General features: G+C 62.0%; 24 protein-coding genes. 3 read left to right on the forward strand and 21 right to left on the reverse strand.

Annotated features, from left to right (window positions below; all coding sequences use genetic code 11):
* Positions 1 to 34: 34 nt before the first annotated feature.
* Positions 35 to 2,470: a diguanylate cyclase gene (locus VJ464_06205; protein ID HKQ04705.1), complete on the reverse strand. Its 2,436-nt coding sequence runs from the start codon at positions 2,468 to 2,470 to the stop codon at positions 35 to 37.
* Between the two features lie 299 nt (positions 2,471 to 2,769).
* Between VJ464_06205 and VJ464_06210 the strand changes: the two genes are divergently transcribed.
* Both VJ464_06210 and VJ464_06215 read left to right on the forward strand, forming a co-directional pair.
* On the forward strand, positions 2,770 to 3,420 hold the full coding sequence (locus tag VJ464_06210; protein ID HKQ04706.1) for a hypothetical protein: 651 nt from the start codon (positions 2,770 to 2,772) through the stop codon (positions 3,418 to 3,420).
* A 35-nt stretch (positions 3,421 to 3,455) separates the two neighbouring features.
* Positions 3,456 to 3,662 carry a hypothetical protein gene (locus tag VJ464_06215; GenBank protein HKQ04707.1) on the forward strand — a complete coding sequence of 69 codons (207 nt, stop codon included), beginning with the start codon at positions 3,456 to 3,458 and terminating at the stop codon, positions 3,660 to 3,662.
* A gap of 27 nt (positions 3,663 to 3,689) precedes the next feature.
* On the opposite strand, the gene VJ464_06220 is transcribed toward VJ464_06215, so the two are convergent.
* From VJ464_06220 to VJ464_06255, 8 genes are all read right to left on the reverse strand, one after another.
* Positions 3,690 to 6,050 carry a hypothetical protein gene (locus VJ464_06220; protein HKQ04708.1) on the reverse strand — a complete coding sequence of 787 codons (2,361 nt, stop codon included), beginning with the start codon at positions 6,048 to 6,050 and terminating at the stop codon, positions 3,690 to 3,692.
* A gap of 384 nt (positions 6,051 to 6,434) precedes the next feature.
* Positions 6,435 to 7,055, reverse strand: coding sequence for a DUF1579 domain-containing protein (locus VJ464_06225; GenBank protein ID HKQ04709.1), 621 nt, complete (start codon positions 7,053 to 7,055; stop codon positions 6,435 to 6,437).
* Between the two features lie 31 nt (positions 7,056 to 7,086).
* A complete protein-coding gene (locus VJ464_06230) occupies positions 7,087 to 7,581 on the reverse strand; it encodes a VOC family protein (GenBank protein HKQ04710.1) in 495 nt (164 codons plus the stop codon).
* Positions 7,582 to 7,675: 94 nt separating this feature from the next.
* The gene (locus VJ464_06235) at positions 7,676 to 8,131 is read right to left on the reverse strand and encodes a VOC family protein (protein ID HKQ04711.1); all 456 of its coding nucleotides are present in this window, start codon (positions 8,129 to 8,131) and stop codon (positions 7,676 to 7,678) included.
* Between the two features lie 59 nt (positions 8,132 to 8,190).
* On the reverse strand, positions 8,191 to 8,577 hold the full coding sequence (locus tag VJ464_06240) for a VOC family protein (GenBank protein HKQ04712.1): 387 nt from the start codon (positions 8,575 to 8,577) through the stop codon (positions 8,191 to 8,193).
* 95 nt (positions 8,578 to 8,672) lie between these two features.
* Entirely contained in the window at positions 8,673 to 9,281 is a 609-nt protein-coding gene (gene lexA, locus VJ464_06245) for a transcriptional repressor LexA (protein ID HKQ04713.1), read from the reverse strand.
* Positions 9,256 to 9,510: a hypothetical protein gene (locus VJ464_06250; GenBank protein HKQ04714.1), complete on the reverse strand. Its 255-nt coding sequence runs from the start codon at positions 9,508 to 9,510 to the stop codon at positions 9,256 to 9,258. Before VJ464_06250 ends, lexA begins: the two co-directional genes overlap by 26 nt.
* Before the next feature lie 163 nt (positions 9,511 to 9,673).
* Positions 9,674 to 11,638, reverse strand: a complete 1,965-nt coding sequence (locus tag VJ464_06255; protein ID HKQ04715.1) for an ABC transporter ATP-binding protein — start codon at positions 11,636 to 11,638, stop codon at positions 9,674 to 9,676.
* 176 nt (positions 11,639 to 11,814) lie between these two features.
* Here VJ464_06255 and VJ464_06260 point away from each other — a divergent pair, with 176 nt between their 5' ends.
* Positions 11,815 to 12,789, forward strand: a complete 975-nt coding sequence (locus VJ464_06260; protein ID HKQ04716.1) for a hypothetical protein — start codon at positions 11,815 to 11,817, stop codon at positions 12,787 to 12,789.
* Here the strand turns inward: VJ464_06260 and VJ464_06265 are convergent.
* From VJ464_06265 to VJ464_06320, 12 genes are all read right to left on the reverse strand, one after another.
* Positions 12,784 to 13,227: a peptide deformylase gene (locus tag VJ464_06265; GenBank protein ID HKQ04717.1), complete on the reverse strand. Its 444-nt coding sequence runs from the start codon at positions 13,225 to 13,227 to the stop codon at positions 12,784 to 12,786. The two genes, VJ464_06260 and VJ464_06265, sit on opposite strands and share 6 nt — an antisense overlap.
* A gap of 81 nt (positions 13,228 to 13,308) precedes the next feature.
* A complete protein-coding gene (locus tag VJ464_06270; GenBank protein ID HKQ04718.1) occupies positions 13,309 to 15,726 on the reverse strand; it encodes an ABC transporter permease in 2,418 nt (805 codons plus the stop codon).
* A gap of 131 nt (positions 15,727 to 15,857) precedes the next feature.
* A complete protein-coding gene (locus VJ464_06275) occupies positions 15,858 to 17,018 on the reverse strand; it encodes a DUF4388 domain-containing protein (GenBank protein ID HKQ04719.1) in 1,161 nt (386 codons plus the stop codon).
* Between the two features lie 9 nt (positions 17,019 to 17,027).
* The gene (locus VJ464_06280) at positions 17,028 to 17,408 is read right to left on the reverse strand and encodes a response regulator (GenBank protein ID HKQ04720.1); all 381 of its coding nucleotides are present in this window, start codon (positions 17,406 to 17,408) and stop codon (positions 17,028 to 17,030) included.
* Between the two features lie 18 nt (positions 17,409 to 17,426).
* Entirely contained in the window at positions 17,427 to 18,248 is an 822-nt protein-coding gene (locus tag VJ464_06285) for a GAF domain-containing protein (protein ID HKQ04721.1), read from the reverse strand.
* A gap of 8 nt (positions 18,249 to 18,256) precedes the next feature.
* Positions 18,257 to 18,718 carry a chemotaxis protein CheX gene (locus VJ464_06290; protein ID HKQ04722.1) on the reverse strand — a complete coding sequence of 154 codons (462 nt, stop codon included), beginning with the start codon at positions 18,716 to 18,718 and terminating at the stop codon, positions 18,257 to 18,259.
* An 84-nt stretch (positions 18,719 to 18,802) separates the two neighbouring features.
* Complete coding sequence (locus VJ464_06295; GenBank protein HKQ04723.1) at positions 18,803 to 19,210, reverse strand: response regulator; 408 nt, start codon at positions 19,208 to 19,210, stop codon at positions 18,803 to 18,805.
* Complete coding sequence (locus tag VJ464_06300) at positions 19,203 to 20,273, reverse strand: chemotaxis response regulator protein-glutamate methylesterase (protein HKQ04724.1); 1,071 nt, start codon at positions 20,271 to 20,273, stop codon at positions 19,203 to 19,205. Before VJ464_06300 ends, VJ464_06295 begins: the two co-directional genes overlap by 8 nt.
* Position 20,274: 1 nt before the next feature.
* Positions 20,275 to 22,008, reverse strand: coding sequence for a chemotaxis protein CheA (locus VJ464_06305; GenBank protein ID HKQ04725.1), 1,734 nt, complete (start codon positions 22,006 to 22,008; stop codon positions 20,275 to 20,277).
* Positions 22,009 to 22,103: 95 nt separating this feature from the next.
* A complete protein-coding gene (locus VJ464_06310; GenBank protein ID HKQ04726.1) occupies positions 22,104 to 23,018 on the reverse strand; it encodes a CheR family methyltransferase in 915 nt (304 codons plus the stop codon).
* Between the two features lie 15 nt (positions 23,019 to 23,033).
* The gene (locus tag VJ464_06315) at positions 23,034 to 23,537 is read right to left on the reverse strand and encodes a chemotaxis protein CheW (protein ID HKQ04727.1); all 504 of its coding nucleotides are present in this window, start codon (positions 23,535 to 23,537) and stop codon (positions 23,034 to 23,036) included.
* 47 nt (positions 23,538 to 23,584) lie between these two features.
* The gene (locus VJ464_06320; GenBank protein ID HKQ04728.1) at positions 23,585 to 25,963 is read right to left on the reverse strand and encodes a methyl-accepting chemotaxis protein; all 2,379 of its coding nucleotides are present in this window, start codon (positions 25,961 to 25,963) and stop codon (positions 23,585 to 23,587) included.
* Positions 25,964 to 26,016 lie beyond the last annotated feature (53 nt).

Below are 26,016 nucleotides of genomic sequence, written 5' to 3' on the forward strand. Positions count from 1 at the left end.
ATGTCTTGTCACTTGTCACTTGTCACTTGTCACTTTATAGAGCTTGGCGCGGGTCGGAATCGTTAGCGAGGAGGTGGCGCGAGGGGCCGGGCAGCCCTTTGCGGCGTGCTTTGTCGGCGTACATGGCGCGGTCTGCGGCCAATAACAGCTCATCGAATAATTCGCCGTCCGCGCCGAAGCTGGCGCAGCCGATACTGACGCCGAGCCCCACCCGATTGCCATTGAAACCGAACTCGTGCCGGTCTATGGCCTTCTGCAAGCGCGCCATCGCTTCGCGCGCCTCTTCGGCGCCCACCTGCATGACGATGACGAACTCGTCGCCGGCATAGCGGCCCAGAAAATCCATCGAGCGGATCAGCCCAAGCATCACTGCCGCCAGTTGCTTTAGCACTTGATCGCCCGCCTGGTGGCCGAGCCGATCATTCACCGCCTTGAAGCCATCCAGGTCGAGCAGCATCACTGAAAAGGTGTCGCGGTGGCGGCGCGCGCGGTCGGCCTCTTCTTCAAAGCGATAGCGCAGCGCGCGCGCGTTCGGCAATCCGGTCAGCGGGTCGGTCAGGGCGCTGTTCTCTGTGCGCTCGTGATGCACCGAATTGGCGACCGCGTCCGAGAGCAGCTTGGCGACAGCTTCCATCAGCCGCAGATGGTCGGGGGTGTAGGCGTCCAGCTCTGCCGAGTAGACCGCCAGCGCGCCGAGCGCTTCGCCCTCTTTGATCAGCGGCACCACGGTCGCCGCGCTGTAGGGTTCGCCGGGGTCGAGCTGCATGGCATCGAAATCAACCGACGGGTTGCAGTTGTGCATGGGATGGCTGTTGGCGACCACCCAGCCGCTGATGCCGCGCCCCGACGGCATGCGCTTGCCGCGGAAGGCTTCGCCGTTGCGCCCCGCGACCTGCGCCGCCTCGACCTCTGTGGCGTCCTGCCGCGCCAGGTAGAGAATGCAGGTGGTGTAGTTGACGATGTCGAGCAGGCGCGCGGAAAAGACCGCGAAGCTGTCGCGCAGGTCGAGGCTGGTGCCGATGGTCTGGGCGATGTTGTAGAGCGCCAGCACTTCGCGGTGGGCATCGCGAATCTGCTCGAATGCCAGCGGCCCGGAGGGTCTCGGTTGCAAGCGGCGGTCGTCGCCCGTCTTGCGGCGGAAGGCCTCGGCCTGGGCTTCGACGCGGCACTCGCGGATTTCCGCCTCGAAGATTTCAAGGTGATCGAGGAACGCCCGGACCACGTGCGGGTCGAAGACCGCGCCGGCGCCCTCTTTGAGCGTCACGATGGCTTCGTCGCGGGACATCGCCTGACGGTACTGGCGGTCTTCGCGCATTGAATCGAACGAGTCGGCAATCGTCAGAATCCGCGCCGTGATGGGAATCTCGTCGCCGCACAGACTGTCGGGATAGCCATGCCCGTCCCAGCGCTCGTGATGATGGCGCACGACCGGCACGACCGGGTAAGGAAAGCCGACGCGCTCTAGTATCTCTGCGCCGACCGTCGTGTGGACTTTCATCTTCTCGAACTCGGCGGGCGTCAGCTTGCCGGGCTTGTTAAGGATGTAATCGGGGACGGCCAGTTTGCCGATGTCATGCAGCAAAGCCCCGGCCTTTAACGCTTCGATCTCCATGTCCGACAGGCCAAACAGGCGCGCCAGCCCGGTCGCGTAAATCTGCACGCGCCGCACATGGTCTTGCGTGACTTCGTCTTTGGCGTCAATGGCGATGGCCAGCGCCTCGATAGTTCGCAGGTGCAGGTCGGCCATCTGCTCGGCGTGGCGGTTCGAGGTCTCGACGCGTTCGAGATAAACGCGGTAGGTGAAATAGGTAATCGATGCAATGGGCACCGAGAGAATGAAGGCGTAAAACGAGATGACGGCGATCAGCTTGACGATGATACAGGTCATCAAGGCGCCGCCGAGATAAGAGACCGCCGCCCACCACCGCGACGTCCGGTTGACCGCAACGCCGCCGCCCCGCCGCGTGGCGATCAGGCTGGCGAGGCCGAAATCGCAGGCGAAATGCGCCGCGGCAATGACCGCTACGGCCAGGCCGAGGCTGAGCATATCTGCCGTCAGCTGCGTCAGGTCGCCGAATAGCAAGGCCGCTACGGCGCTTGCGACGTAAGCCGCCAACGCCTTGCGCGTCGCGTGGTAGAGGACGACGCGGCGCTGTTGTTTGTGCTGTAGCGAATGGATGGCGGCGTCGGCGCCGGCCAGGGTCACCGCCGGGAACGGGCCGAATAAGAGCATGGCCATAAAGACCAGCACGTCACCGAGCGCCAGGCCGCCGGCAAGGCGCGGCATGCCGACATCGAGGCGCGAGGCGAGCAGCACTGTGACCAGGCTGAGCAGCACCCATTGCACGCGGATGCCGTTCGAAACCAGCAGGGCCGTCGAATAGGCGAGCGCCGCCAGCCCCAGCCCGGTGACGACACCAGACAGCGCGTTGCCGATGGTCATGTCCCGCTCAAGAACCGCGCCCGCCATCTCTCTACGGCCTCCCCCCTGGCAGTCGAAGATATAAATCGGAGCTTATAGGGCAAAGGCTGTTCCAAACCCGGCGCGGCGATTAAGTCTTATGTTTGCGGCTAATCGGCCCGGCTTTGCTCACGGGGCGCGGCGAGAGGCAGCAAAATGAATGAATGGCCTAAGTCAAAATGCCACAACTTGTGTCAATTGCTTCCGTTGCGGGTGAAACCGCCCGGCGCACCTTTGCGTAAACTTGACGGGCAGGTTATAAATTTATATAGCGTGTCCCCCGAACGACTTTGAGGTTTAGAGAAGAAGTGCAGAAGCAAAGACTACTGGTTGTCGCAATCCTGGCAGTGACCTGCATCGCGGTAGCCACCACCTTCATCCTCGTTGCCAGCAACGGCCAGCGCCGCGTCGCGGCCTCGGGCAGCGCTACGCTGATGCCGATTAAGGAAACCGGCGCCGAGGTGACGACCCGGCTGCCGATGTTCCGCCGCCTCGACGCCAACTACATGCGCGGCGCTGTGCCGACCAGCGGCGGCATCGAAACGCTGACCCGGCTGGGCGTTAAGACGGTGGTCGATCTGCGCTCGATTTATGACCACACGGATGCGGTCGGCGTGGCCGCCGAGCGCGCCGGCCTGCGCTATTACTGGCTGCCGCTGGGCGTCTGGAACCCGGCAACCGACGCGCAGGCAAGAGAGTTTGTCGCCGTGGTCACGGACGAAGCGAAAGGGCCGTTTTACGTCTTCTGCGACGACGGCCTGCACCGTACAGGCGAGATGAGCGCCATCTACCGCGTCGCCCGCCACCACTGGAGCGTCGAGCAGGCGCTGAAAGAGTTAGACGAAGTCGGTTTCAACCCCTATTACTACAGCCTGCGCAGCTATGTCTGGACCTACGCGCGCAAGTTCAACCCGCAAGCCGTGCCGAGCCAGGCGCGCCGCGTCAGCGCCTTCGAATAACGGCGGCCTGACGCCGCCGGGCTGGGGGTATAGAAATGGCTGAAGAGAAAACTACCGAGCAGGAAGAGCCGAAGAAGCGTGAAGAGACTGACCGGCAGGATTCGCGGCACCCCGACCAGTCACCGCCGGACGACGAAACGCCCGCTCATTCGATCAAGCCGTTCGGCGAAAAGATCGGCGAAGACCGCGACAATCTCCGCCGCCGCGAAGAATGGTTCCAACGTCGTTCGGGCGGCAAGTGACGCCCGTATCGCGCGACGATTGACCCGCTAAATCTTCAGCCGCCAGATGCTCCTGCCATAGGTGGCGGCGCTGAGCGTCCGATCCTTCTCGTGATAAACCAGATCAACTACCATCACATGCGGCAAGTTCCGCGTCAGGTTCATCCACGTCCCGCCGGCGTCGGGCGAGACAAAGACGCCGACATCGTTGCACACATAAATGGTATTGGGAGAGCTGCGCGGGATGGCCATCGAGTGGTGCGGCACGTCCGGCAGTTGCCCTTTATCGGCGTCCTCCCAGGTCAGCCCGCCATCCTTCGAGCGAAAGACGTGGGAATGCCCGAAGTTGGCGACCGTCGCAAAAATCTGGTTGGCGTTGCCGGGATTCGTGCCCAGGCGCGTGATGCTGTGGCCGGGCAGAGGGCCTGCCAGATTCGAGCTCCAGGTGTTCCCGCCATCCATGCTGCGGAAGAAGCCGCCGTTCTCCGTGCCGACATAGACTTGCTTGGAGTTCGCCGGCGCGATTTCGATGGCCGAGACGGTGCTGCCATCCAGCGTCGCGGAAACGGGCGTCCAGGTGTCGCCATCATTCTTTGTGCGCCAGACGCGACTCGAAGCGGTGAACAGCGTGTTACGGTCATTCGGGTCCATGGCGATGAAACACATCCAGACGCTGTTCTGCTCGTCAACCGGAGCCGGGGGCGGCACCTCCTTATTTGTGCCGTCGCGAAAACGGACGATGTAGAGGTTATAGACTGAGGCAAAGAGATGCCCGGCATCTTTCGGATCAATCACCATCCAGCCGCCGTCGCCTCCAAGAATCTCGTGGTGGTCGTCACTGCCCCCATCCGTCGTGATTAAGGTGCCGTTGTCCTGCGCGCCGCCGCCAAAGACTCTGCCGTCACTCTGAGCAACGTCTAAGTCGTAGTACATGTTCGTGGCGAGGCCATTGCTGCGATTGACCCAGGTGAGCCCGCCATCTTCACTCAAATCCATGCCGCCGTCGTTCGGGTCATAGACGCGGCCCGGCCTGCCCACGGGCATCAACAGGCAATGGTGATCGGCATGAGCGTACTTCGGGTTCGTGCCGCGGTCGGCGTCCCATCTCGTGACCTTCGTCCAATGCTTCCCGCCGTCAGTCGAGAGGTGCAAGTCAACGCCGCCGCAGATGACGTGGTTGGAACTCTTGGGATGTACGGCAATCGTGTTGCCGTAAGAGATTTGGCCTTCCTTCTTGAAATGCGTCCCGGCGACGTTCGTCCATGTCTTACCGCCGTTGCTGGTGCGGAATACACCGAGCATCTGGTCCGAAGATGCGCTCATTTCGTCGGCGGCGAACGCATACAGGACCTTGGTGTTGGAAGGACTGAGAGCAAGGCTGGTGCGGCCTATGCTGGATGCCGGCGGTAGCCCGCCTTTCAACTGCGCCCAGTTCTTGCCGCCGTCCGTTGACTTGTAGATGCCGCTGCGCGGCCCGCGGGCGGTGCATGTCGCGTAGATCGTCCCCCTGGTTTTCGGGTCGAAAACAATCGCGTGACACCAGTAGTTAGTCGATAAGACGAAGGTCTCGCGCTGCCACGTAATCCCCCCATCATGCGTAAAGTACATGCCGCCGAGATCATCCGCCCCGCCTCCGGTTTCGGCGAAGCCGACGCCGCCGATGCGGATGTGCTTCGTGTCGAAGGGGTCTATGGCGATGGCGCCGATGCGCGCGGGAATCCCCGTCTTATCCGTCGCGGCAAACAGGTGCCAGTTCTTGCCGCCATCGAGGGTGCGATAAATTCCGACCCCGGCGTATGAGTCTGCCGAGAGGTTGGCTTCGCCTGTGCCGCAATACAGGATGTCCGGGTTGACGGGGTCAATAGCCAGCGAGCCGACATTCAGAACGTCTTCGTCATGCCATTGGGAATGCCACGTCTGTCCCGCATCCGGGCTGAACCAGACGCCGCCGCCCGCCGCCCCCGCCCAAATGCGCTCGGGTTGCGCCGGGTGGCAGACGATGCTCGTCATGCGCCCGCCAATATTCGTCGGACCGACAAGCTCCCATTGAGCCGGCCCGGGAGCCGGCGCCAGCGTCTTCTTACTTTGGCCGCGCTCTCGCACCATCGTTTGTGTGGGCGCTTCTCGATATGGCCATGCCGCCCGCGCCTGGAACCACTTACTGCGTTTCTTGTGATATTCGAGGCGGGGCGGCGGCGCACCTTCCACCCCGCGCTTGCGGGGGCCGCGAATGAGTGTCGTTTGCGGCTCTATTTGGCCCGGTATCAACTCTTCTCTAGGCGGCATATCCACCTCTTTGGGAGCCACCGTTGCCTCGACCTTCGGCACGCGGGCCTTCACGCTCGCCTTTGTCCCTGCCCCGGCCTTGCTGCTTTTTTGCGCACTGCTCTTGCGTTTTCGCTTTTCCATATGACCTCCAATGACTACACAGTCGCCCCGACGCCATGCGATTTGATTATCTGATACATTGTGCCCTCCTTACTGTGGGGAGTGACGTGTTTGGCAGACTATAACTAACCACCACCAGTGTCAAGGAGGACTAAATCCGGCAATATGGCTTTCGTCACCGACGTATAAACGAGGACCGGGCGGGGGATGCGCGGAACAAGGCGAGGGCGCGGCGCGGGCGGCCGACCTCAGAGCGGGAGCCGACCTCAGGCCGCGCCGCTCGTCCAAATAAAAAGGCGAGACGGAACGTGGGGGCGCGTTCCGTCTCGCCGCAGGGGGCTAGACTCGGCAACTGCTTTCTTCATTTGTCAGGCTAAGAGCCAGACTGCGGGAACAACTGTGCGCTCACGGCCTCGCGCGCGTGTACGTGAGTTCGAGTACCTTGAACTCGTGCGGGCTGCCGACCTCGTCATAGACTTCAAAGACGTACTTGTCTTTGCTGAGCAGGCGCGTGACATATTTCACGGGCTTGTCGTGCTCGTCCATTATCGGATCGTCCATCTTGCCGAAGACGGTCATGACCTGCTTTGACGGGTCGAGCTTGCCTTCGCCGGTCGAGAGTGCCGTGCCCAGGTTATCGATGTGGAAGACCACGTAGTGCTTCTTGTAGTTGTCATAGCCGATAACGTCTATGCCTTTGAACGGCATGCCCATGATCTGGCTGCTCATTTCGCTGTAAAGAAAGCGCCCTTCCAGCATCCATTTGGCCTCGCAGGTGCCTTTTGATTCCTGCGGCGGCTTTCCCGGCTCCATCCAGGCGCGCAGGGTGATGTCCCATTTGCCGGCCATCTGATCGAGGTACTTGTGGCCTTCGCCGGGCGTCGCCACTTCCATCCACCTCTTCATCATCTCCTGCATGTTAGGGGCCGCCTTGGCGTCGCCTTTCGCCGGCTCCTGGGCGAGCGCATTGCCCTGCAATGCGGCGCAGATCATTACGGTTGTGCAAAGCACGATTCTCAATCTCATGGCTATTCTCCTTTCACCTGCTGGGCCAGCGTCAGGATGCGGCGTCGGCCTTCTGCTCGTCGCCGCTGAAAAACTTCGCAGAGGCGGCGGCCATCTCTTCGGGCGTGACATCGCGGACGTGCGTCGAGAAATTCCACTTGTGGCCGTACGGATCGCTGATGACGCCGACGCGGTCGCCCCAGAAGGTCTCTTCCACCGGACGGATGATCGCCGCCCCGGCGTTGACGGCGCGGTTGAACGATTCGTCGCTATTCTCGACGTAAAGATAAAACGCACCGCTGTTGCCGTTGAGCGTTTCCGGCGACTGCGCGCCCCATTCGGGAAACTCGTCACAGATGAACAAGTGGCTATCGCCAACCTTCAGCTCGCCATGAACGACCTTGCCGCCGTCGGGCGTGGTGTGGCGCGAGATCTCTTCCGCGCCGAATGCCTGCTTGTAAAACTCCATTGCCTGCGCCGCGCCCCTGACAAAGATCGTCGGCGTGATGGTGTGAAAACCGCTCGGAATTCTTCGCACTTCAGACATCGTTTCAATCTCCTTCGTTGTTTGAAATCTCGGGCTGCCGGGCACTCAGGCAGCGAATGATTGTTGGGTGCGTCCTGCCGAGGCCGACTCGGGCTCAGCCACATTGTTCCTGGTGTTGATCTTTGAACGCGGCGGCGCGGCGGGCCAGTTCTTCGTCCGTCACATCTTCAATGTGTGTGCTGATCCACCACTGCATGCCGGAGGCGTCCTGAACGGCGCCGCTGCGGTCTCCATAAAACTGATCCGCCACTTCGCGCACAGAAGTCGCGCCGGCGGCAAGGGCGCGCTGGTAGGTGGCGTCAACGTCTTCGACGTAGAGACCGATCATGCATGGGCGTGCCGGGTACTCGGGCTGCGCGTCGGCCAGCATCAGCATCGAGTCGCCAATGCGGAGTTCGGCGTGGCCGACCGTGCCGTCCTTGCCCGACATGCGGGAAACCTCCTGCGCGTTAAAGGCCGCTTTCAAAAAATCGATCAGCTTGGCCGCCCCCTCGATGATTAGAAAAGGCGTTAAGGTGTGATAACCCTCAGGAATCGGTTTAACTGCCATTGTCGTTTCTCCTTTCACGGTTTAGCTCACGATTTCGGGCAACGCCGCAATCGCGGTTCTCAACTCTGCCGCTCGCCGAGACAGTAACAAAGCCGGTCGGGCGCGATGACGAAAAAGACTTTGAAGGCGGTGTCGCCGTGCTGGTCAATGCGGAAGTTAGCTTCTTCTCTTCCCAGGCCATTCGCCCGCAACTCTGCAAAGGCCGCTTCGGCGTCATCTACCTCAAAGAAACAGCCTTCCTGCTCTGGGTCGCCGCCATTTTCGGCCAGCCCGATCTGAATCGTGTCGCGAGCGAGGACGGCCGACTTACAGGGCGCGGCTTGCCGCGACACGACTCGAAATCCCATGACCGTTTCGTAAAACGGGATGGCGGCTTCGACATTTTCGACCGGCAGGTTCATGGCGTCCTCGCGGTACGGCCATGCGCTTTTGAAGACTGCTTTCATCTGCGTCTCCTCGGCTTCGCGGACACACGACGAGCTAGACGGCGTCGCTTCGCGCCGGTTCAGCTTCTTGTCAGGCACGCCAAACTGGCGGCGTGTCAGTGGTGATACTTGCGAATCACGCCGATGACAACGCCCTGAATATGGACGCGCTCGGCGGGCTTGATGATGGGTTGATAAGCTGGATTGGCCGGCTCCAGCCTGATCTGGTTGGCTTCCTTATAAAACCGCTTCACGGTGGTGTCGCTGCCGTCAACGAGCGCAACGACCGTCTGCCCGTTCTCTGCCGTCTCGCGTGATTCGACGATCAAGAAATCGCCATCACGTATCTGTTCATCGATCATCGAATCGCCGCGCACGCGCAAGGCAAAGGTTCGCTTGCGTCCGAGCATGTCGGGCGGGATGACCACCGATTCATGATTCAAGACGGCTTCTATCGGCTGGCCCGCCGCGACCACGCCGAGCAGCGGTATCTCGCACGGCGCGTCATCGCTTTCGGCTTTGACCAGCTCGATGCCGCGGCTGGCGTGCTTGATGCGGCGGATCAAGCCTTCGCGCTCCAGCACAGACAACAACTGATGCACAGTTGCCGGCGAGCTGAGCCCGAGATGGCCGCGGATTTCGGCAATCGTCGGCGCGTAGCCATGAACTTCGGCAAAGCGCCGGATGTATTCGTAGACTTCACGCTGCCGTGGAGTTAAGACCATACGCATCGTCTCCCTGTCCGACCAGCCATTCGACGTCGTAGCCCATGGTATAGACGTTGCCGGCGACGGTGATGACTTCTATGCGATTGCGGCCCCGCCGCGTTTGAATGCGCCCGATCTCGGCGCCGTTGAGCAGAACTCGGTCGTGACGGCACCAGCCGCCGAAGGTGCGGATTTTCGGCCCCGGCTCAATACGCACGTTCGCCCTTAGCGCTTGCAGAAGCGTCATAAACAAACCTCTCCCGGTTCAATGTTGCCTGCTTTCGGGGGAATGAAAATCTACCGAACCTTATACGAAAATAACCGAAAATTGTCAAGCAAAATTTTCACCGGTGAGACATTTTTTCGCCTTGTCCTATGGATGAAACGCCGCGATGAGACAAGCAAAGGACTTAGCGGTAGCCTTCGGCCTGGAGAGTAAATAGCTCGGCATAGAGGCCGCGGCGTGCCAACAGGTCTTCGTGGGTGCCATCTTCGACGACGCGCCCCTCGGTCAGCACAACGATGCGGTCGGCCATCCGCACGGTCGAGAAGCGGTGCGAGATGATTACCGCCATGCGGCCGGCCACCAGCTCCGAGAAGCGCTTGAAGACTTCGTACTCGGCGCGGGCGTCGAGCGCGGCGGTCGGCTCGTCAAGAATCAACACCTGCGCGTCGCGCATATAAGCGCGCCCGAGCGCCACCTTCTGCCATTCGCCGCCCGACAGGTCTACGCCGCCTTCGAATCGCCGCCCGAGCATCTGCCGGTAGCCGCTGGTGAAGCGTCCGAGCAAGGTTGAAGCGAGTGACTTATCTGCCGCCGCGGTGATCGGCTCCGGCACATCCGCGCCTTCAGTTGTCTGTGCGGCCGCTTCGACGTCTTTGGTAAAGCGGCCCGGCTTGCCGTTGCCGGTCGTGGGTGATTCAGCGCCGTGGTCGCCGTTGCCTGGCTCATTCGCCACCGTATCGAGATAAGCGCGCACCTTGTCAATCTCGCCGACGCCGATGTTTTCGTCGAAGCGCATGGCGTAGCGCACGAAGTCTTGAAAGATGACGCTGATGGCCCGCCGCAGCGATCCCAGGTCGTATTCGCGCAGGTCGCGGCCATCGAGCAGGATGCGCCCTTCGGTCGGGTCGTAGAGCCGCGCCAGCAACTTCGTCAGCGTCGTCTTGCCGGCGCCGTTTTCGCCGACGAAGGCGACGCGCTCGCCCGGCGGCAAATGAAAGCTGACATGGCGCACCGCCCAGCGGTCACTGCCCGGATATTGAAAGCCGACGTTTTCAAAGACGAAGCCTTCGCGAATCGGCTCAGGCACAGGCACGGCCTCGGCAGACGAAGTGATCGTCGGGCGCATCTCGAAGAAATCGAAAAGGTCTTTCAGGTAAAGCGCCTGCTGCGTGATCTCGCTTGCGCCCATCAGCAGGCGTTGAATCAGGTCGCGGCTGCGCGCAAACGAGCCCGCGAGAAAGGTCAGCGAGCCGATGGTGATCGTCCCCAGCACGGCGCGCACCAGGATGATCGCATAGGCGCCATAGTACCCGGCGGTGCCGACGACAGAGAGCAAGGTCGAAATGAACGCCTTGCGCACAGAGAGCCGCTTGTTCTCTTCGTAAAACTTCTCTGACAGCGCCCGGAAGCGCTCGATCAGCCACGGCGCCAGGCCGAACATCTGCACCTCTTTGGCGGTCACGTCGCTTGCGCCAATGTAGCGCAGGTAATCCAACTGGCGGCGCTCCGGCGTCCAGCGAAAAAGTAACGAATACTCCAGCGAGGCAAAATGCGTTTCGCCCAAAAAGCTCGGCACCACGGCGACCGCCAGCAACAGCAGCAGCCACGGGCTGTAGACCAGCAGCGCGCCGCCCAGGCTGATGAGCGTGATGGTGTCTTGCGCCATTTGAATGAGCTGCATCAGCAGGCCGATTCTGCTGGTCGTCTGCCGCCGCGCCCGTTCCAGTTGATCATAGAAGGTCGGGTCTTCGAAGTGGTAGAGGTCGAGCGCCGCCGCGTGCTCCATCAAACGCACGCTCGTCAGGTTCGAGAACAAATCGCCGAGCAGGCTTTCAACGAGTGACGACGCACGCGCCAGCATCTCGCCGCCAAGCACGATGACGATTTCGAGAGCGACCAGTTGCCACAGCCGCTTGAAGCTTGCCTGCCCGTCGCGCATGGCGACGACCGTATCGATGATCAGCTTGCCGACCCACAGCGTTGCTACGGGGATGAAGGCGCGCAGCAGTCGCAGCACGACCATCACCGATGTAAAACCGCGATGCGTCTGCCAGACCAATCGCACGAGCGGCGGCACATAACGCAACGCCGCGATGCGCTCGCGCCAGCCTGGCCGCTCTTTCTGTGGTGGACGATGCGCAGACGCCATACCAAAACCGTAACGCCTGCACGCCCCTCAGACAAGGATTCTGGACGGCGCGCCCTCCGCCGGCTCTTTTTTCGCAAGCTTCATGGCCGCGCGCCGTCTTGTTCGGGCTTTCGAGTTGCAACCCCTCACCGAATGGCGTAACGTGTGTGAACTTCTATTCAGAAAGGAATTAAACAATGTCGCAAAATGACTCGTCCGACATGTCTCCGGGGGCGCTCGACGCAACGATCTCCTGGAAAATTCGGGACGCCGATTATGAGAACAGCGGCCTCGAACCGAAAATCGCAATCAACGACGGCCTCCTTGTCATCGAGCTTCATGTGGGGGGCAGCGGCCAAGGCTTATGGTATAGCCTGGGGGTATTGGAGGCAGACGGCGCAGTAAATTGGGGACAGCATCACCCACTACCCGACGTCATGATGGATAGTGGGCCGGCAATCGCGATGGACGATAGCGGGAACATCGTCACCCTCGAATTGGATTTAGACCTGAATATCTATTACCGCATCGGGGGTCCCGATGACACCCCATTCATCGGCAAGGCGATTCCGTGCAATGCAGAGGGCATCAACCCCTCGGTCTCCCTGAACAATAATGGGATCGTCGTTCAGTTCTACGAGGGTACGAAGGGGCTTAGTTACCGCATCGGCGAGTTGGAGGCGAGCCAGGGCACGATAAGCTGGCAAGCTCCAACCGCGTTCAGCTACAGCGCCGGTCATAAGCCGGCGGTCGGGATTAACGACAATGGGGTAGTGATTCTGCTCCTTGAAGCGGATGTAGGTTTCCCAGGTTCCAATGGCCAGCTATGGCAATATGTCGGGCAGTTACAGCCGGACGGACAGAGCATCGTGTGGCAGCACCATGTGGTCTACGACCTCGACGGCGTACACCCTGGGGTCGCGATCAATAACGCGGGGATCATCGTTCAGGTCAATCGGGACGCGCATGATGAATTGTGGTATCGCATCGGCAAATTAGATGGGCAGACGGTCACCTGGACCTCTCGCGTCGCGCTCAGTCAGAAGGATAAGGATAAGGGCCAGGAGCCGGCGGTGAGCCTGACTCAAAGCAACAACGTCATCGCGGTCTACCGCAAAGAAAGCACTCACACGCTGCGGCTTTCGACCGGCGTCGTCGAGGTGTCATCATGATCCCTCCGCCTGACCGGAGCAGAGGCGGCCTTCGAGGTGGTCGTACTCGTGCTGAATGACCTGGGCGCGAAAGCCCTTGATGCGCTCCTGCCGCCACTTGCCTTTGCGGTTCTGCCAGCGCAGCAGAATTTCATTATAGCGGCGCACCTTATAGTCGTAGCGCTCCTTCTCTAAACTGTAACAACCTTCTTCGTAGACAGTGGTGCCGGCTTCTTCCACAGGCGTCAGCTCCGGGTTGATGTAGACCTGTTTCAAAGCGATGAAGATGCGCACGTTGTGGCCGACCTGCGGCGCTGCCAGGCCGACAGGCTCGCCCCACGTCAGCTCGCCCTTCATAAAGGCAAACATCTCGTCCACAAAATCTCTGACCTCTTTAGTGATCTCGACCGGCGCCGACTTTTTGAACAGGATGGGGTTCGGGTACTTGATCAATTCCATGAACCTATTTTTTATCGAAGGGCGGGAAATTGCTAGCGCGGATAGTGGCGACGCGTCCCCGCGTCACTCTTCCCGCGTCGCTTATTCGTAACGCAGCGCGATCATCGGATCGACTCGCGTGGCGCGACGCGCCGGCAAATAACTGGCCAGCAGCGCGACCGTGGATAAGACGAGCGCCATGGCCGCAAACACCAGCGGGTCGCCGGCGCTGACGCCATAGAGCAAGCTCGTCAGCGCGCGCGTCAAGACGAACGACAGGGCTAGGCCGATAGCGACGCCGATCAATGCCAGCTTCCAGCCCTGAGCCAGCACCAGGTACAGCACGTCGCGGCGGCTGGCGCCTAACGCCATGCGGATGCCAAGCTCGCGCGTCCGTTGCGCCACCGAATAGCTGACGACGCCAAAGATGCCTATCCCTGCCAGCGCCAAACCGACCATGCCCAGCACGCTGACGATGGCTGAGGCCAGCCGCAGGGGGACTAAAGAGAAAGCGATCTGCCCGCTCATCGGCATCACGCTCAGCAGCGGCAGGTTCTTGTCCAGACGTTGCGTCGCCTGCCGGATGGCAGCGACTACGGCCGCCGCATCATTCGGCGCGGCGCGGACGTGCAACGTCATATTGGCCGAATACGACTGCGCGAAAGGCATGTATAAGTAAGGCGTCGGCTCTTCGCCGAGCGTTTCGTACTTGCCGTCGCGAGCGACGCCGACAATCTCAATCGGGTCCTTGTCCAAGGTGAAGCGCTTGCCGATGGCGTCCGCGTTGGGAAAGAAGCGGCGCACGAAGGCTTCGTTGACGATGGCGACGCGCGGCGCGCCCTGTTTGTCCGCTTCGCTGAACGAGCGCCCGCGCCGCAACGGCACTTCGAGGGTTTCAAAATAGCGCGCGTCAACGACGTTGCAATCAACCGGAATGCGGTCGAGTCCCGGCGGCGGCTCGACGCCTTCGATCTGAATTCCCCAGGTCATCACGTTGCCGCTGAGCGGTACGAATTGCGCGAGACTCGCCGAGCGCACGCCCGGCGTCGCCTCGACCTGCTCGATGAGCTGGCGATAAAACGCGCGGCCCTGCGCTTCGTCATAATCTTGAATGCGCAGGTTGTAGCCGACCGTCTGCACGCCATCGGGGTTGAAGCCCGGATCGATGTGCGCGGCGTTCATCAGGCTGCGCATAAAGAGGCCGCCGACGATTAATAGCACCAGCGAAATCGCGACCTGCGCGATAACAAAAACATTGCGCGCCCGCGAGCGGTGCGCGCCGCCGCCCGGCGTGTCGCTCTTGAGCGCCGGCAGCACGTCAGGCTTTGACGCTTGCAGCGCCGGCGACAGCCCGAACAACAACCCTGTCACGAGCGAAGCGATGAGCGTGAAGCCGAGCACGCGCCAATCTAATGCGAGATCGATGAAGATGGGCATATCAACCGGCAGCTTGACCGCCGCAAGCAGGTTGGTCGCCCACACCGCCATCAGTGTGCCGGCCACGCCGCCGCAGAGAAACAGCAGCAGGCTTTCGATCATCACCTGACGGATAATGCGTCCGCGCGTCGCGCCGATTGCCAGACGGATAGCGACCTCCTTGCGCCGCGCCGTCGTGCGCGTCAAAAACATTGCCGCGACGTTGGCGCAGGCAATCAACAGCACCAGCCCGACGATCATCATCAGAATGCCCATGAAGCCGACGACCGCGCCGCGCACTGCACCGGGAACGGCGCTCGCCGGTTGCAGCCGCACGCCAAGATCACGGTTGGTGTCGGGGTAAGCTTGCTGCAACTGGCCGGCAAGTGTCACAAGCTCGGCTTGCGCCTGATCAATCGAAACGCCCGGACGCAGCCGCCCAAAGGCTTGCAGCCAGCGCGAATTGCGCGTCAGCACCTCGCCGGACAAGGCCGCTTTGCGCATCGTTACCGGCACCCATAGGTCCGGGCTGACGCCGACCAGCGTGCCCCTGAAGTTTTTCTGAGCGATGCCGATGATGGTGTAAGAATGGTTGTTCACCGTCATGGCGCGACCGACCGCCTGCGGGTCGCCGCCGAAACGCCGCTGCCATAAGCTGTAGCTGATGACGACCGGATGCGCGTCCGGCGTCTGCCCTTCTTCGGGCGTGAAGAAGCGGCCAAGTGCAGGGCGCGCGCCCAGCACATCAAAGTAATTGCCCGAAACCAGATTGCCAAACGTATGCTCGGGTTGATCGCCTGTGTTCAGATAAGCTTCGAGCATGGTGTATGCGGCGATGCCTTCAAACTGGTTTGTATGATCGCGGTAATACTCATAGTCGGGATAAGAAAAGGTGCCGTACTGGCCGTGCGGTGAAGTGGCGTGCAGGTCAACCAGGCGTGACGGCTCTTGCAGGCCCGGCAGCGGGCGCAGCAGCAGCGCGTTGACGATGCTGAACACGGTCGTATTCGCGCCGATGCCGATGGCTAACGATAGCACGGCGACCAGCGTGAAGGCAGGCGTCTTCCCCAGCATGCGCATGCTATAGCGCAAGTCTTGCAGCATAATTGTTCGGTGTCCTTCCTCTAATCTCTAGTGGCTTAATCCGCCCCTGACTTGTTGGAATGTACGCGAGGTGTTGTAGAGAAGTTCCTGTGGATTCGTCTGTTGAAAGTAAGGCGGGAAGGGTTCGCGGGTTAGTTAACGCCGGCGCCGACCTGGTGTAACAGCGTCTTGTCGAGCGCCAGGGTCGCCACGCTGGTCAGCGCGACCAATTCGTCAATCGCCATCAGCGGCTCGCTGGTGCCGAAGTTGTCGGCATAGATGACGTACATGACCTGGCCATCCCTGAGCAGCGGCACCGCCAGCGCCTGCAAGCCATCGTGGCCGCCGCCGATGGCTTCAAGCATCTCGGCGTTCCAGTAACTCTGCTCCAGCGGCCCGACCACCGGAGCGCGCTCGCGCGCCACCCGCGCCACCAGCGCGTCACCCGTGAGCGGCAAGCGGATGGCGCGAATCAAGCTATCCACATTATGGCTATGCACGAAGCGGTCAACGCCGAACTGGCCGATGCCATGCAGCGCGCCTTCGTGAAGCCCGAACAATATGCCGCGTGACGCCTGCTCGCTGGCGTAGCGCATCACCAGCAAGCTGATCTCCATCAGCACCGAGTTGGCGCTCAACTCAGCCAGCAGCGCGTAAAAGCGCTCGGGGCCCGGGTGCCCGTTGCCGTTCTTTTCTGCCGCCCCATTCCCATTGCCGTTAACCGCGCGGCTCGCCGCGGGGCCGGTTGCGCCGTTCACTGGCATTCGCGCGGGCTCGGCGGCGGCGCTGGCTCGGCGCGGCGGCATCGGTTCGGGCCGGCGTTGCGCCTCGTCGCGCCGGGTCGCCGATTGCAGCAAGACCTCGCCAATATCCAGACCGTCGGCGAGCCGCACGTTGTCGCGGTCATCGGTCAATGCCGTCTCGTTGAGCAGCAATCGGAAGCTACCTTTGCCGATCTCGACCAGCCGCGACACCAGCGACGAAACGTGCAGGCTGGCGGCTTCCTGAAGCTCGCCGATGCTCAACAGCCCGCTTTCCAGCAGCAGGCTCGGCAAGCTCCAGGCGGCGCAGCTCTCGCCGATGCGGCGCAGCAGCGCCAGCGTGTCGGCATTGAGCTTGCCGCGATGCAGCAGGCTATCGGCGAGGCCGCCGCCGGGCTCCGCCTCTGCGCCGGTGATGCGGCCCGCCTCAATGACAATGCGCCCCTTGAGGCTGCCGTTTTCGACCAGCAGCGTCCCCGTCTTTCTGCCGAGACTGAGGATTTGTAAGATGTCGGCGAGCGCGAAATCGCTCAGGTCGCCGTTCAGGTGCATAGTCGCCTCTCACATGGCCAGCAGTCCGCTCACCACCTCCCGCAAGCGCGGCAACGAGATCGGCTTTAGCAAATAACAGTTGGCGCCGTTCTTCATCCCCTGTTCGACGAACGCCTCTTCGCCCTTGGTGCTGATGATGACAATCGGCACGCGGCTCTGTAACTCCGACCGCACACGCGAGACCAGCTCCAGGCCGTTGAGGTTCGGCATCATCACATCGGTTAGCACCAGATCGAACGCCTTGGATTGCATCTTGTTGAGCGCGTCGGCGCCATCACAGGCCTGCGTGATGTCGCCCTGCGAGATGCCTTCCAGGCGTGTCAGGCTCATGCAAAGCAGTTGTCTGAAGGTTGCCGAATCGTCAACCACGAGCAGTGATTTTCTCTCCATCTTTCTTTACCTTTCGCCTTAGCTTTCGCGGAGCAGGCTCATGACCCCTTCCCAGGTTTTCAGCTTGCGGTCCGTCTGCGCGTAGAGCTTCGAGCTGACGATTGCCGTCGCCGCATGGCCGGCCAACAGCTCAAGCAAGTGGTGATCTAGGTCAGTCAACTGCCGCTTGTGCGCCAGCAGTTTGTAAATCGCGATCACCCCGACCACCTGCGCTTTGAGCTTTAAGGGGAAGCAGGCGCAGACTTCCCCCGTCTCGCCGGTGTCGAGCGCGAAGAAGGCTTCGCCGCTCGCCGCCACCATGCCTTCGAGGCCCTCGCCCACCGCCATCCGATCCGCGTGCAGCATCGTCAGCGCGTCGCCCTCGTAGCCGGTCAGCGCCAGCTCGCCGCTCTCTTCGTCCAGCACGTAGAGCGCGAACTCTTCGGCGCCGATCAGGTTCAACAGAATCTCCGTGATGCAGCCGATCACCTCTTGCGGGTCGAGCGTCGAGTGCAGGTTGTAGCTGGCGACGTAGAGATTCGCCAGGCTCTCGTTCTGCTCTTCGACCTCGACGTAGCGTTGCGCGAAGTCCTTGTTCTCTTCCTCGATCTCGTGGAAGCGGCCATCGAGAAAGTCGGCCCGCTGCCGTGCGAGATCGGCTTCGAGCCGCAGCTTTTCGACCTCGCGCTTGTGCATCTCTTCGGCGCTGGCGCGCTCGGCCTCCATCTGCACCAGGCGATAGCGCAGCCGCTCGTTCTCGCTCATCAGCTCTTCGGTGAAGGCGCGGCCTCGCTGAATCATGTCCAGCAGCTCTTCGCTCTTCGAGAATACTTTTAGAATGTCTTCCGGTCGTTGGCTCATAACCCTCCTTAATCGAGATCGTGAATCATGACATTGACGCGCACTTCGCCGAACGGCGTCTGCACGGGAAAGGTCAGCGTTTCAAAGCAGACCTCGGCGCGGGCCAGCCCGCCGTCGCCGATCACCGGCGGCTCCATCCGCACGCGCCTCCCTTGATCGTTAATGGTTGAAATCGCATGGCCGATGATCATCGAGGCCAGCTCGGCGATGGCGCTCTCGGCCAGCGGCGTCATCATCGCGGGCGGCTCGTCGAGCAGCCGCCCGGCCAGTCGCATGGCGGTTGCCGAGTCCATATCAAACGTCACGCGCCCGCGCGCCTCGCCGTCGAGCGCAATGACCGTCGTCACCTCGCGCCCGGCAAGCGGCGTCGGATGCATAGCCATAGCCGCCACGTCGTCGACAGGCCCGACGATCTGCTGCAACATCTCGCCGGTCGAATCGCGGAAGGCTTTCACAACTTCGAGTCGCATAGTCTTACCCTTCAATGTGGCGCAAGCGGTCAGCTTGCGCGAGGCAATGCGCAAGCTAACCGCTTGCGCCACATTCAAACCGCTTTACGCCGCCGCGGTGAAGGCGCGGTCAATCGCCTGGCGCAACTGTTCGGTCGTCACCGGCTTGGCGACGAAGCACTTGGCGCCGGCGGCCAGCGCCTCTTCGACCTTCTCGTGATAACTGAGCGAGCTGATCATGATGACGCGGGCCGACGGGTCGTGCTCGCAGATCTGCTTGACGGTTTCGATGCCGCCGAGCCCCGGCATGACAATGTCCATCAGCACGATGTCGGGCTTGAAGCGCGCATACTCGGTCACCGCCTCGTTGCCGTTGGCTGCCTCGCGCGCCACGACGTTATCGAAAGCGTCCATCAAGCGCTTCAGGTGAAATCGCATGAAGGCCGAATCGTCCACAATGAGGCAAGTGAGCGGCGCGCGCGGCGGTGCCATCTCTCCGGTCATCTCAAACATGTTTTTTCTCCACGTAACCACTCTGTCCTATTCTCGAAATCAGATGAGGGGCGATGTCTGTGAGGGCAAGCACCTGCTTAACGCCGCCACGCTGCACGGCGACGCGCGGCATGCCGTAGACCGCGCAACTGGCCTCGTCCTGCGCAATGGTGTAGCCGCCGGCGCTGCGAATCTCGCCGAGCCCGCTGGCACCGTCGCTGCCCATGCCGGTCAGAATCACCGCGGTCGCCGCCGCCCCGAAACTCTCGGCGACCGAATTGAACAGCACATCCACCGAAGGCATGTGGCCGTTGACCGGCGCGCCCGACTCCAGTTGAATCTCCGCGCCGCCCGTCACCTTTCTCACTTTCATATGCGCCCGCGCCGGTGCCAGGTAAACACAGCCCGGCCGGGCCAGCTCGCCCGCGGTCGCCTCTTTGACCTCAAGCGCGCAGAGCTCGTCGAGCCAGCGCGCCAGCATCGCCGAAAAGGCTTCGGGCAGATGCTGGACAATCAAAACCGGCGCCGCGAAATTCGCCGGCAATCGCGGCAGCAGGTGGCGCAAGGCGTGCGGCCCGCCGCTTGACGCGCCGATGGCGACGAGCTGTGTGCGGCCCGGAGTCGCCATGACCTGCCGCTTTGCCTTTTGGCTGTCGGCGCTGCTGAAGCCGAGGTTAAGGGTTGCCACCTCGCTGCGCGCCGCGCCCTTGACCTTCGATATCAGCTCGTCGGCAAGGCCCACGATCTGCGCCGCCACTTTCGGCTTGCAGACAAAATCGACCGCGCCTTTCTCCAGCGCCTTCATCGTCGCCTCCGCGCCGCGCTCGGTAAACGAGCTGAGCATGATGACCGGCAAGTGGTACTCGTTGACGATGTGCTCAAGCGTCGTCAGCCCATCCATGCGCGGCATCTCGACGTCCAGCGTCACCACGTCCGGCTTCACCTGCTCGATCTTGCCGAGCGCGAAGTCGCCGTCTATGGCGGTGGCGATCACTTCGATCTCGTCGTCGCGCGCCAGCAGATTTGATATCAGCTTGCGCATGACGGCCGAGTCATCAACGACCAGCACGCGTATCTTGTTCATCTCAGCTCGCATAGGCCAGCTTGCCTTCTCTCTTCAGCCGCTCGAAGCGGACTGCTTTGCGCAGCAGGTTCTCGGCGTCGAGAATCAACACGATCTGGCCGTTGCCGACCAGCGTCGCGCCGGTGATCGCGTCGTTGTGCAGCCAGCGGTCGTCGAGCGCTTTGACGACGACTTCCTCTTCGCCGTAGAGCGTTTCGGCGACGATGCCATAGGTGCGGCCCGCGACCGTCACGACGATGACAAACACATGCGCAGGCTCCGTGCGCAGCCCCGCGCCGGCGCCGCCGCGGCGGCGCTCAAAGCCGAGCGCCCAGCCCGGGCGCACCACCGTGATGAAGCGGTCGCGCAGCCGATAGCTTTCGACGCCGTCAACACGGGTAATCTCCGCGGGCCGAATGCGCACCACCTCGTTGATCGCCAGCAGCGGCAGCGCCAACCACTTGCCGGCGGCGGCAAACAGCAAAGCGCGAATGATGGCCAGCGTCAGCGGCAGCCGTAACGTAAAGCAGGTCCCCAATCCCGCCTCGCTCGCCACCGTCACGGTGCCGTGCAGGGCTTCGACGGCGCGCTTGACCGCCGCCGCGCCGACGCCGCGACCCGCCACCTGTGTCAACTGCTCGGCGGTCGAAAGCCCGTCGAGAAACAATAGCTCGATGCCCTCCTGCTCGTTCATCTCGGCGGCGCGCGCGGCGCTCAGCAGGCCGGCGCTGATGGCTTTGGCCTTGAGCGCCGTCGGGCTGATGCCGCGCCCGTCGTCGCGCGCTTCGATGACAATCTGATTGCCGTCGTGATAAGCGCGCACGGTGATTCTGGCGACCTCCGGCTTGCCCGACTGCCGGCGCTCGCCGGGCGTTTCGACGCCGTGAGCGATGGCGTTGCGCAGCAAGTGCAACAGCGGCTCGTAGAGCGCGTCGGTGAGCGCGCGGTCAAGCTCGGTTTCACCGCCCAGCATCTCAAGCTCGATCTGCTTGCCGCTCTCGATGGCCAGTTGGCGCATCGGGCGGGCGAAGCGCTTGAAGATGGTGTTGATCGTCACCATGCGCATTCTCAGGACCTGCTTCTGCAATTCGCTGATCAGCTTGGTGAGGTGCAGGTGCGAGTCCCTGGCGCGGCGCACCACCTCGTTGTCGCCCATCTGCTGCTCGAACTGCGCGCCCACCTGATTCAGCACCGAGCGCGCGATGACCATCTCGCTGGCAAGGTTCAACAGCATATCGACCTTCTCGGCTTCGATGCGCACATAAGGCTCCGAGCGCCGGGCCACCGTCGGCGCGGCGGACGGCTCATCCGGCGAGTCAACGGCGGTGGCTTTAGCCGGCTTTTGATCTTTGTGCGCCGCTTCACTGATCTCCGTTTCCAGATCATCGGTCCATCGCTTCACCGAGTCAGCCGCGACATCTTCGATGGCTTCGCGGTCAAGCGACTCGCGCATCAGGTCGAGGCCGCCGAGCATGGCATCAACCGCGCTGCGGTCAAAGTCGCCGCCGCGCGCCATCACCTCGGCCATCAGGTCTTCGATGCGGTGAGCAATCTCGGCGACGCCTTCGAGCATCACGCAGACCGAATCGCCCTTGATCGTGTGCGCCGCACGACGCAGCCGCGCCACGGCCTCGCCGTCGGCGGTGCCGGCTTCCAACGCCAGCAAGTCTGCCGTCATCTCGTCGAGCAAATGCAGCGTCTGCTCGCGGTAAACCGCCAGCAAGGTCGCCATCTCGTTTTGCGTCAGCTCGTCCATCGTCTAGCCAATAAATGATGAATGCGGAATGATGAATGATGAATTGCCGGAGACAAGTCCCATGGTTGTCCGGCGGGTTTTCTGTCATTCATCATTCATCGCTCATCATTCCTCGTTTCTGCCTTCCCCTGGCCGTTGAAGCGATAGGCAATGCCTTTGTCGCGGTGCAGCATCGCGAATTGCTGCGACACGCCCTGAAGGCTCTCGGCGTGGCCGATGAAAAGATAGCCGCCGGGCAGCAAACAGTTGGCAAACCGCGTCACCAGCCGGCGCTGCTCTTCGACATCGAAATAGATCATCACGTTGCGGCAGAAGACGAGGTCGAGCGAGCGCAGGCCGTTGTCATGCTTGAGGTTGTGATAATCAAAGACGACGCGCCGCCGCAGATCATCGTTGACCACGTAATTGTCCTGCTCGCGATGAAAGTATTTCGACAGGTGCGGCTCGCGCAGGCCGCGAATCTGCTCGGCGCTGTAGACGCCCGCCTGCGCCCGTTCGAGCGCCGTGAACGACAGGTCAGAGGCGAAGACGCGCAGGTTCCAGGTCTCGGGGTCGGGCAGCCGCTCAAGCACCGCCATCGCCGCGCTGTAAGGCTCCTGGCCGGTCGAGCAGCCGGCGCTCCACAGTCGCAGCAGGCGTGAGTTGGCGCGCAGCTTATGATTGATGATCTCCGGCAGCACCACGTCGTTGAGCAGGTCGAACTGCGGCTGGTTGCGGAAGAACGAGGTTTCGCAAATCATCAGGATGTCGAGCAGCGCCGGCATCTCGCGCATCCTGGTCTTCGAGTAACGCACGACGCCGTAGTATTCGAGCGCCGTCGTGACGCCGAGCGCCGCCATCCGCCGCCGCAATCGCGATTCGAGAAAGCCGCGCTTCTCGCCGCCGATTTTAACGCCGCACTCCTCATAGATCAGCTCGCGGAAGAGCGCGAACTCGTTGTCGGAGAGTACTACAGCCGGGTGACGCAGGAACCCCGGCGCATAGATGGTCTCCGCATTCTGAAAGCTCATGGCTATCCTTTCGACTCAACCGACCTGTGCCGGCGCGACCGGCTTCCGGCGGCCTGCGAGCGCCTTCATCACGGCATCAAGCTCGCCCGTGATCTCACCCGTCAGCGCCGCTTGCAAATCCATCAGCGTCACGAAGCGCGCGTCGAGGTTGATAATCCCGGCGACGTAATCGGCGCCGACTTCGCGCATCATATCGGGCGCCGGCTCGATCTGCTCCTGACCGACGCGCACGACTTCGCTGGTGCCGTCAACAATCAGGCCGATCATTTGGCTATCTAAGCGACAGATGAGGATGCGCTGCTCATGGCTGTTGGTCAGGCGGCGGGCGCGCAGCCGCTTTCTCAGATCAACGACCGGCACGAGCTGGCCGCGCAGGTTCATCACGCCTTCGACAAACCCCGCGGTTTCGGGCACCGGCGTGATCTCGCGCATCATCACCACCTCTTTGACGAGCAGAATGTCGACGGCGAACGCTTCGTCGCCGACCTTGAAGATGATCATCTGTTGCTTTGCCGCCACGTCCCTCTCCTCTGATGTAGCGCAAGCTATTAGCTTGCGCTACATTGCTAATCGCCCTGCTGGAAGCTGAAGAATGATGCCGGGCCGGCGGGGCCGCTGAGCGGCGCTTGCGGCAGCTCGCCGGCATAGGCGTGATGCGCGCTGCTGTTGATCTGCAAGCCGCCGATGACGACGTTCAACTGCTCGACCTGCCCGACCATCGATTGAATCGTCTGCGCCGTCTCGTGGGTGCCGGCCGTCGTTTCCAGCGTGATGCTCGATATGGTCTGCATCGCCATCGCCAGGTCGCGCGTCACCCGCGCCTGTTCTTCGCTGGCGGCGGAAATCTCTTGCATCAGCTCGGAAGATTCGCGCACGGCGCTGCTCATGTCCTGGAGCGCGTGGCTCGCCTGATCCGCAAGCACGCTGCCGTTGTTGGCCTCACTGAGGCCGGCTTCCATCGCCGTGATGGCCTGCGCGGTTTCGCTCTGGATGGCTTTAATCAGGTTGCCGACGTCTTTGGTGGCCTTCGACGAGCGCTGCGCCAGGCGGCGAATCTCGTCGGCGACGACGCTGAAGCCGGCGCCCGCCTCGCCCGCATGCGCGGCTTCGATGGCGGCGTTGAGCGACAGCAGGTTGGTCTGCGCGGCGATCTCTTCGATGAGCGTGATGATCTCGCTGATCTCGTTGCTGCGCGCGCCGAGCGAATGCATCTTGCCCGAAGTCTGCTGCACGGCGGTGTTGATGCGGCGCATGGCCTCGGCGGTATCGCCCATGGCGCGGTCGCCGTGCTCGGCGCGCGCGAGCGCCCGGCGCGCCGCTTCGGCCGACATCTCGGCGTTGCGCGATACCTGATTCATCGAAGCGGCCATCTCTTCGACGGCGCTGCTGTTCTTGGTGATCTCTTCGGCCTGCCGCTGAGCGCCGGCGGCGATCTGCTCGGCGGCGGCGAGGATTTCCGTGGCGCTCGAAGAGACCGACAACCCCATGCGCTTGACCTGGACGATCATGGCCGTGAAGTCGTCAAACATCTTATTGACGATGCGGGCGATGCGCCCGACGGCGTCGTCGCCTTCGCGGGCGCGCAAGGTCAGGTCGCCGTGCGATACCGGCTTGACGACTTTGAGGAATTCCGCAAGGTGTTTTTCCAGCTCCTCTTTCTGCTCGGTCTCGCGGCGCATCATCTCGGCCAGCCGATCCATCATCTGGTTGAAGCCCTCGCCGACGCGCTGCAACTCGTCGCCGGTGGTGATGCGTGTGCGCGCTTGCAAGTCGCCCTGGCTGACGCGCTCGGTGACATCGAAAAGGCTCTGCACGGCGCGCGAGACACTGCTCGCGAGCAGCAGCGCCAGCGCCCCGAAGACCACAAACAATCCCGCGCCCCAGAGGCCAATCGTTCGCAGCATGACGGTGGCGGGCTGATAGACTTCGCTCTGGCTGTTATCAACGACAAACGTCCAGCCGAAGCCGGGATATTGTAGGCTGGCGGTCGAAGTGCCGTGCGATTGCGCGAACGACAGCAGCCGCGTATCGCCCTCCTGATCGTAGTGCAAGACGCGGCCGTCGCCGGCTGCCGCCAGCTCAAGCAAGTGGCTCTGGCGCAGCGTCTCATCAATTGGCTGGGTGCGCTTCAGCTCGTTCGGATGGAGGATGATCGTCCCGTCGCGGCTGATCGCGTAAGCGTAGCCGGTATTATATTCCTTGAATCGGGCAATGTAGTTCTGGGCGTCGCGGAGGTTGTATTTGACTTTCAAGACGCCATTGGGCTGGCCGGTCTTCGGGTGCGGGATGGCGACGCATATTTCCATCGCCAGGCCGCCGGTCACTTTGTCAAAGCCCACATCGGTGAGCGACAACCCGCCGTGCATGGCCTTCTGCCACCAATCCTCGTCGCACTGCACATAATCATCGGTCATCTGCGTCATGCCAACGGTCAGGCCATAGCGGTCGGTAAAAAAGGCGCGGTCAAAGACGCCTTTCAAATGGCTCTTGGCATCGAGCAGGGCGGTGGTCTGGTCCGCCGTCGTGTCGAGCGTGTGCGTTTTTTCGAAGCGCGCTTCGAGCGCATTGATCGCCGCGCCGCTTGGCTGCGCGTGGAGGTCGAGTTGTTTTTCGGCCTCCTGGGCGGCCCACTCGGCTTTCTCGACCAGCATGGGATCGCTGGCAATCGAGCGCACAAACTGAATATTTTCGGCGATCAGCAGATCAACCGTCTCTGCCGACGACACCGCCACTTTGTGCAGGTGGTCGCTGGAATCAATCGCCATGTAAAAGCTGCGATAGGCAATGGCGCAGGTCAGCAGGATAGACAGGCCGGTCAGCAGCAATCCGCCGACAATCAGCTTGCGGCGCACCGTCTTGATGCCGACGCGGTTCATCAGGTAGAGCAGGTCAAACTTGCGCACGCCCACACGGCGCTCCGGCGTCGAAGGTTGGTTTGTTTTCATGACTTCGCTTTTCTCGTCGCGGGGCGGAACTTTTCAATGCCGCACGTGGCACA

It is taken from the genome of Blastocatellia bacterium, assembly GCA_035275065.1.
In the GTDB taxonomy this organism is placed as follows: Bacteria; Acidobacteriota; Blastocatellia; order UBA7656; family UBA7656; genus DATENM01.

Excerpts from the sequence above, each read along its gene's own strand:
- VJ464_06260 (HKQ04716.1), top strand. The coding sequence starts at position 11,815 with ATGTCGCAAAATGACTCGTCCGACATGTCTCCGGGGGCGCTCGACGCA.
- VJ464_06280 (HKQ04720.1), bottom strand. The coding sequence starts at position 17,408 with ATGGAGAGAAAATCACTGCTCGTGGTTGACGATTCGGCAACCTTCAGA.
- VJ464_06300 (HKQ04724.1), bottom strand. The coding sequence starts at position 20,273 with ATGAACAAGATACGCGTGCTGGTCGTTGATGACTCGGCCGTCATGCGC.
- VJ464_06270 (HKQ04718.1), bottom strand. The coding sequence starts at position 15,726 with ATGCTGCAAGACTTGCGCTATAGCATGCGCATGCTGGGGAAGACGCCT.
- VJ464_06305 (HKQ04725.1), bottom strand. The coding sequence starts at position 22,008 with ATGGACGAGCTGACGCAAAACGAGATGGCGACCTTGCTGGCGGTTTAC.
- VJ464_06215 (HKQ04707.1), top strand. The coding sequence starts at position 3,456 with ATGGCTGAAGAGAAAACTACCGAGCAGGAAGAGCCGAAGAAGCGTGAA.
- VJ464_06240 (HKQ04712.1), bottom strand. The coding sequence starts at position 8,577 with ATGAAAGCAGTCTTCAAAAGCGCATGGCCGTACCGCGAGGACGCCATG.
- VJ464_06230 (HKQ04710.1), bottom strand. The coding sequence starts at position 7,581 with ATGTCTGAAGTGCGAAGAATTCCGAGCGGTTTTCACACCATCACGCCG.
- VJ464_06290 (HKQ04722.1), bottom strand. The coding sequence starts at position 18,718 with ATGCGACTCGAAGTTGTGAAAGCCTTCCGCGATTCGACCGGCGAGATG.
- VJ464_06320 (HKQ04728.1), bottom strand. The coding sequence starts at position 25,963 with ATGAAAACAAACCAACCTTCGACGCCGGAGCGCCGTGTGGGCGTGCGC.
- VJ464_06310 (HKQ04726.1), bottom strand. The coding sequence starts at position 23,018 with ATGAGCTTTCAGAATGCGGAGACCATCTATGCGCCGGGGTTCCTGCGT.
- VJ464_06255 (HKQ04715.1), bottom strand. The coding sequence starts at position 11,638 with ATGGCGTCTGCGCATCGTCCACCACAGAAAGAGCGGCCAGGCTGGCGC.
- VJ464_06295 (HKQ04723.1), bottom strand. The coding sequence starts at position 19,210 with ATGTTTGAGATGACCGGAGAGATGGCACCGCCGCGCGCGCCGCTCACT.
- VJ464_06205 (HKQ04705.1), bottom strand. The coding sequence starts at position 2,470 with ATGGCGGGCGCGGTTCTTGAGCGGGACATGACCATCGGCAACGCGCTG.
- VJ464_06235 (HKQ04711.1), bottom strand. The coding sequence starts at position 8,131 with ATGGCAGTTAAACCGATTCCTGAGGGTTATCACACCTTAACGCCTTTT.
- lexA (HKQ04713.1), bottom strand. The coding sequence starts at position 9,281 with ATGGTCTTAACTCCACGGCAGCGTGAAGTCTACGAATACATCCGGCGC.
- VJ464_06265 (HKQ04717.1), bottom strand. The coding sequence starts at position 13,227 with ATGGAATTGATCAAGTACCCGAACCCCATCCTGTTCAAAAAGTCGGCG.
- VJ464_06225 (HKQ04709.1), bottom strand. The coding sequence starts at position 7,055 with ATGAGATTGAGAATCGTGCTTTGCACAACCGTAATGATCTGCGCCGCA.
- VJ464_06220 (HKQ04708.1), bottom strand. The coding sequence starts at position 6,050 with ATGGAAAAGCGAAAACGCAAGAGCAGTGCGCAAAAAAGCAGCAAGGCC.
- VJ464_06250 (HKQ04714.1), bottom strand. The coding sequence starts at position 9,510 with ATGACGCTTCTGCAAGCGCTAAGGGCGAACGTGCGTATTGAGCCGGGG.
- VJ464_06285 (HKQ04721.1), bottom strand. The coding sequence starts at position 18,248 with ATGAGCCAACGACCGGAAGACATTCTAAAAGTATTCTCGAAGAGCGAA.
- VJ464_06275 (HKQ04719.1), bottom strand. The coding sequence starts at position 17,018 with ATGCACCTGAACGGCGACCTGAGCGATTTCGCGCTCGCCGACATCTTA.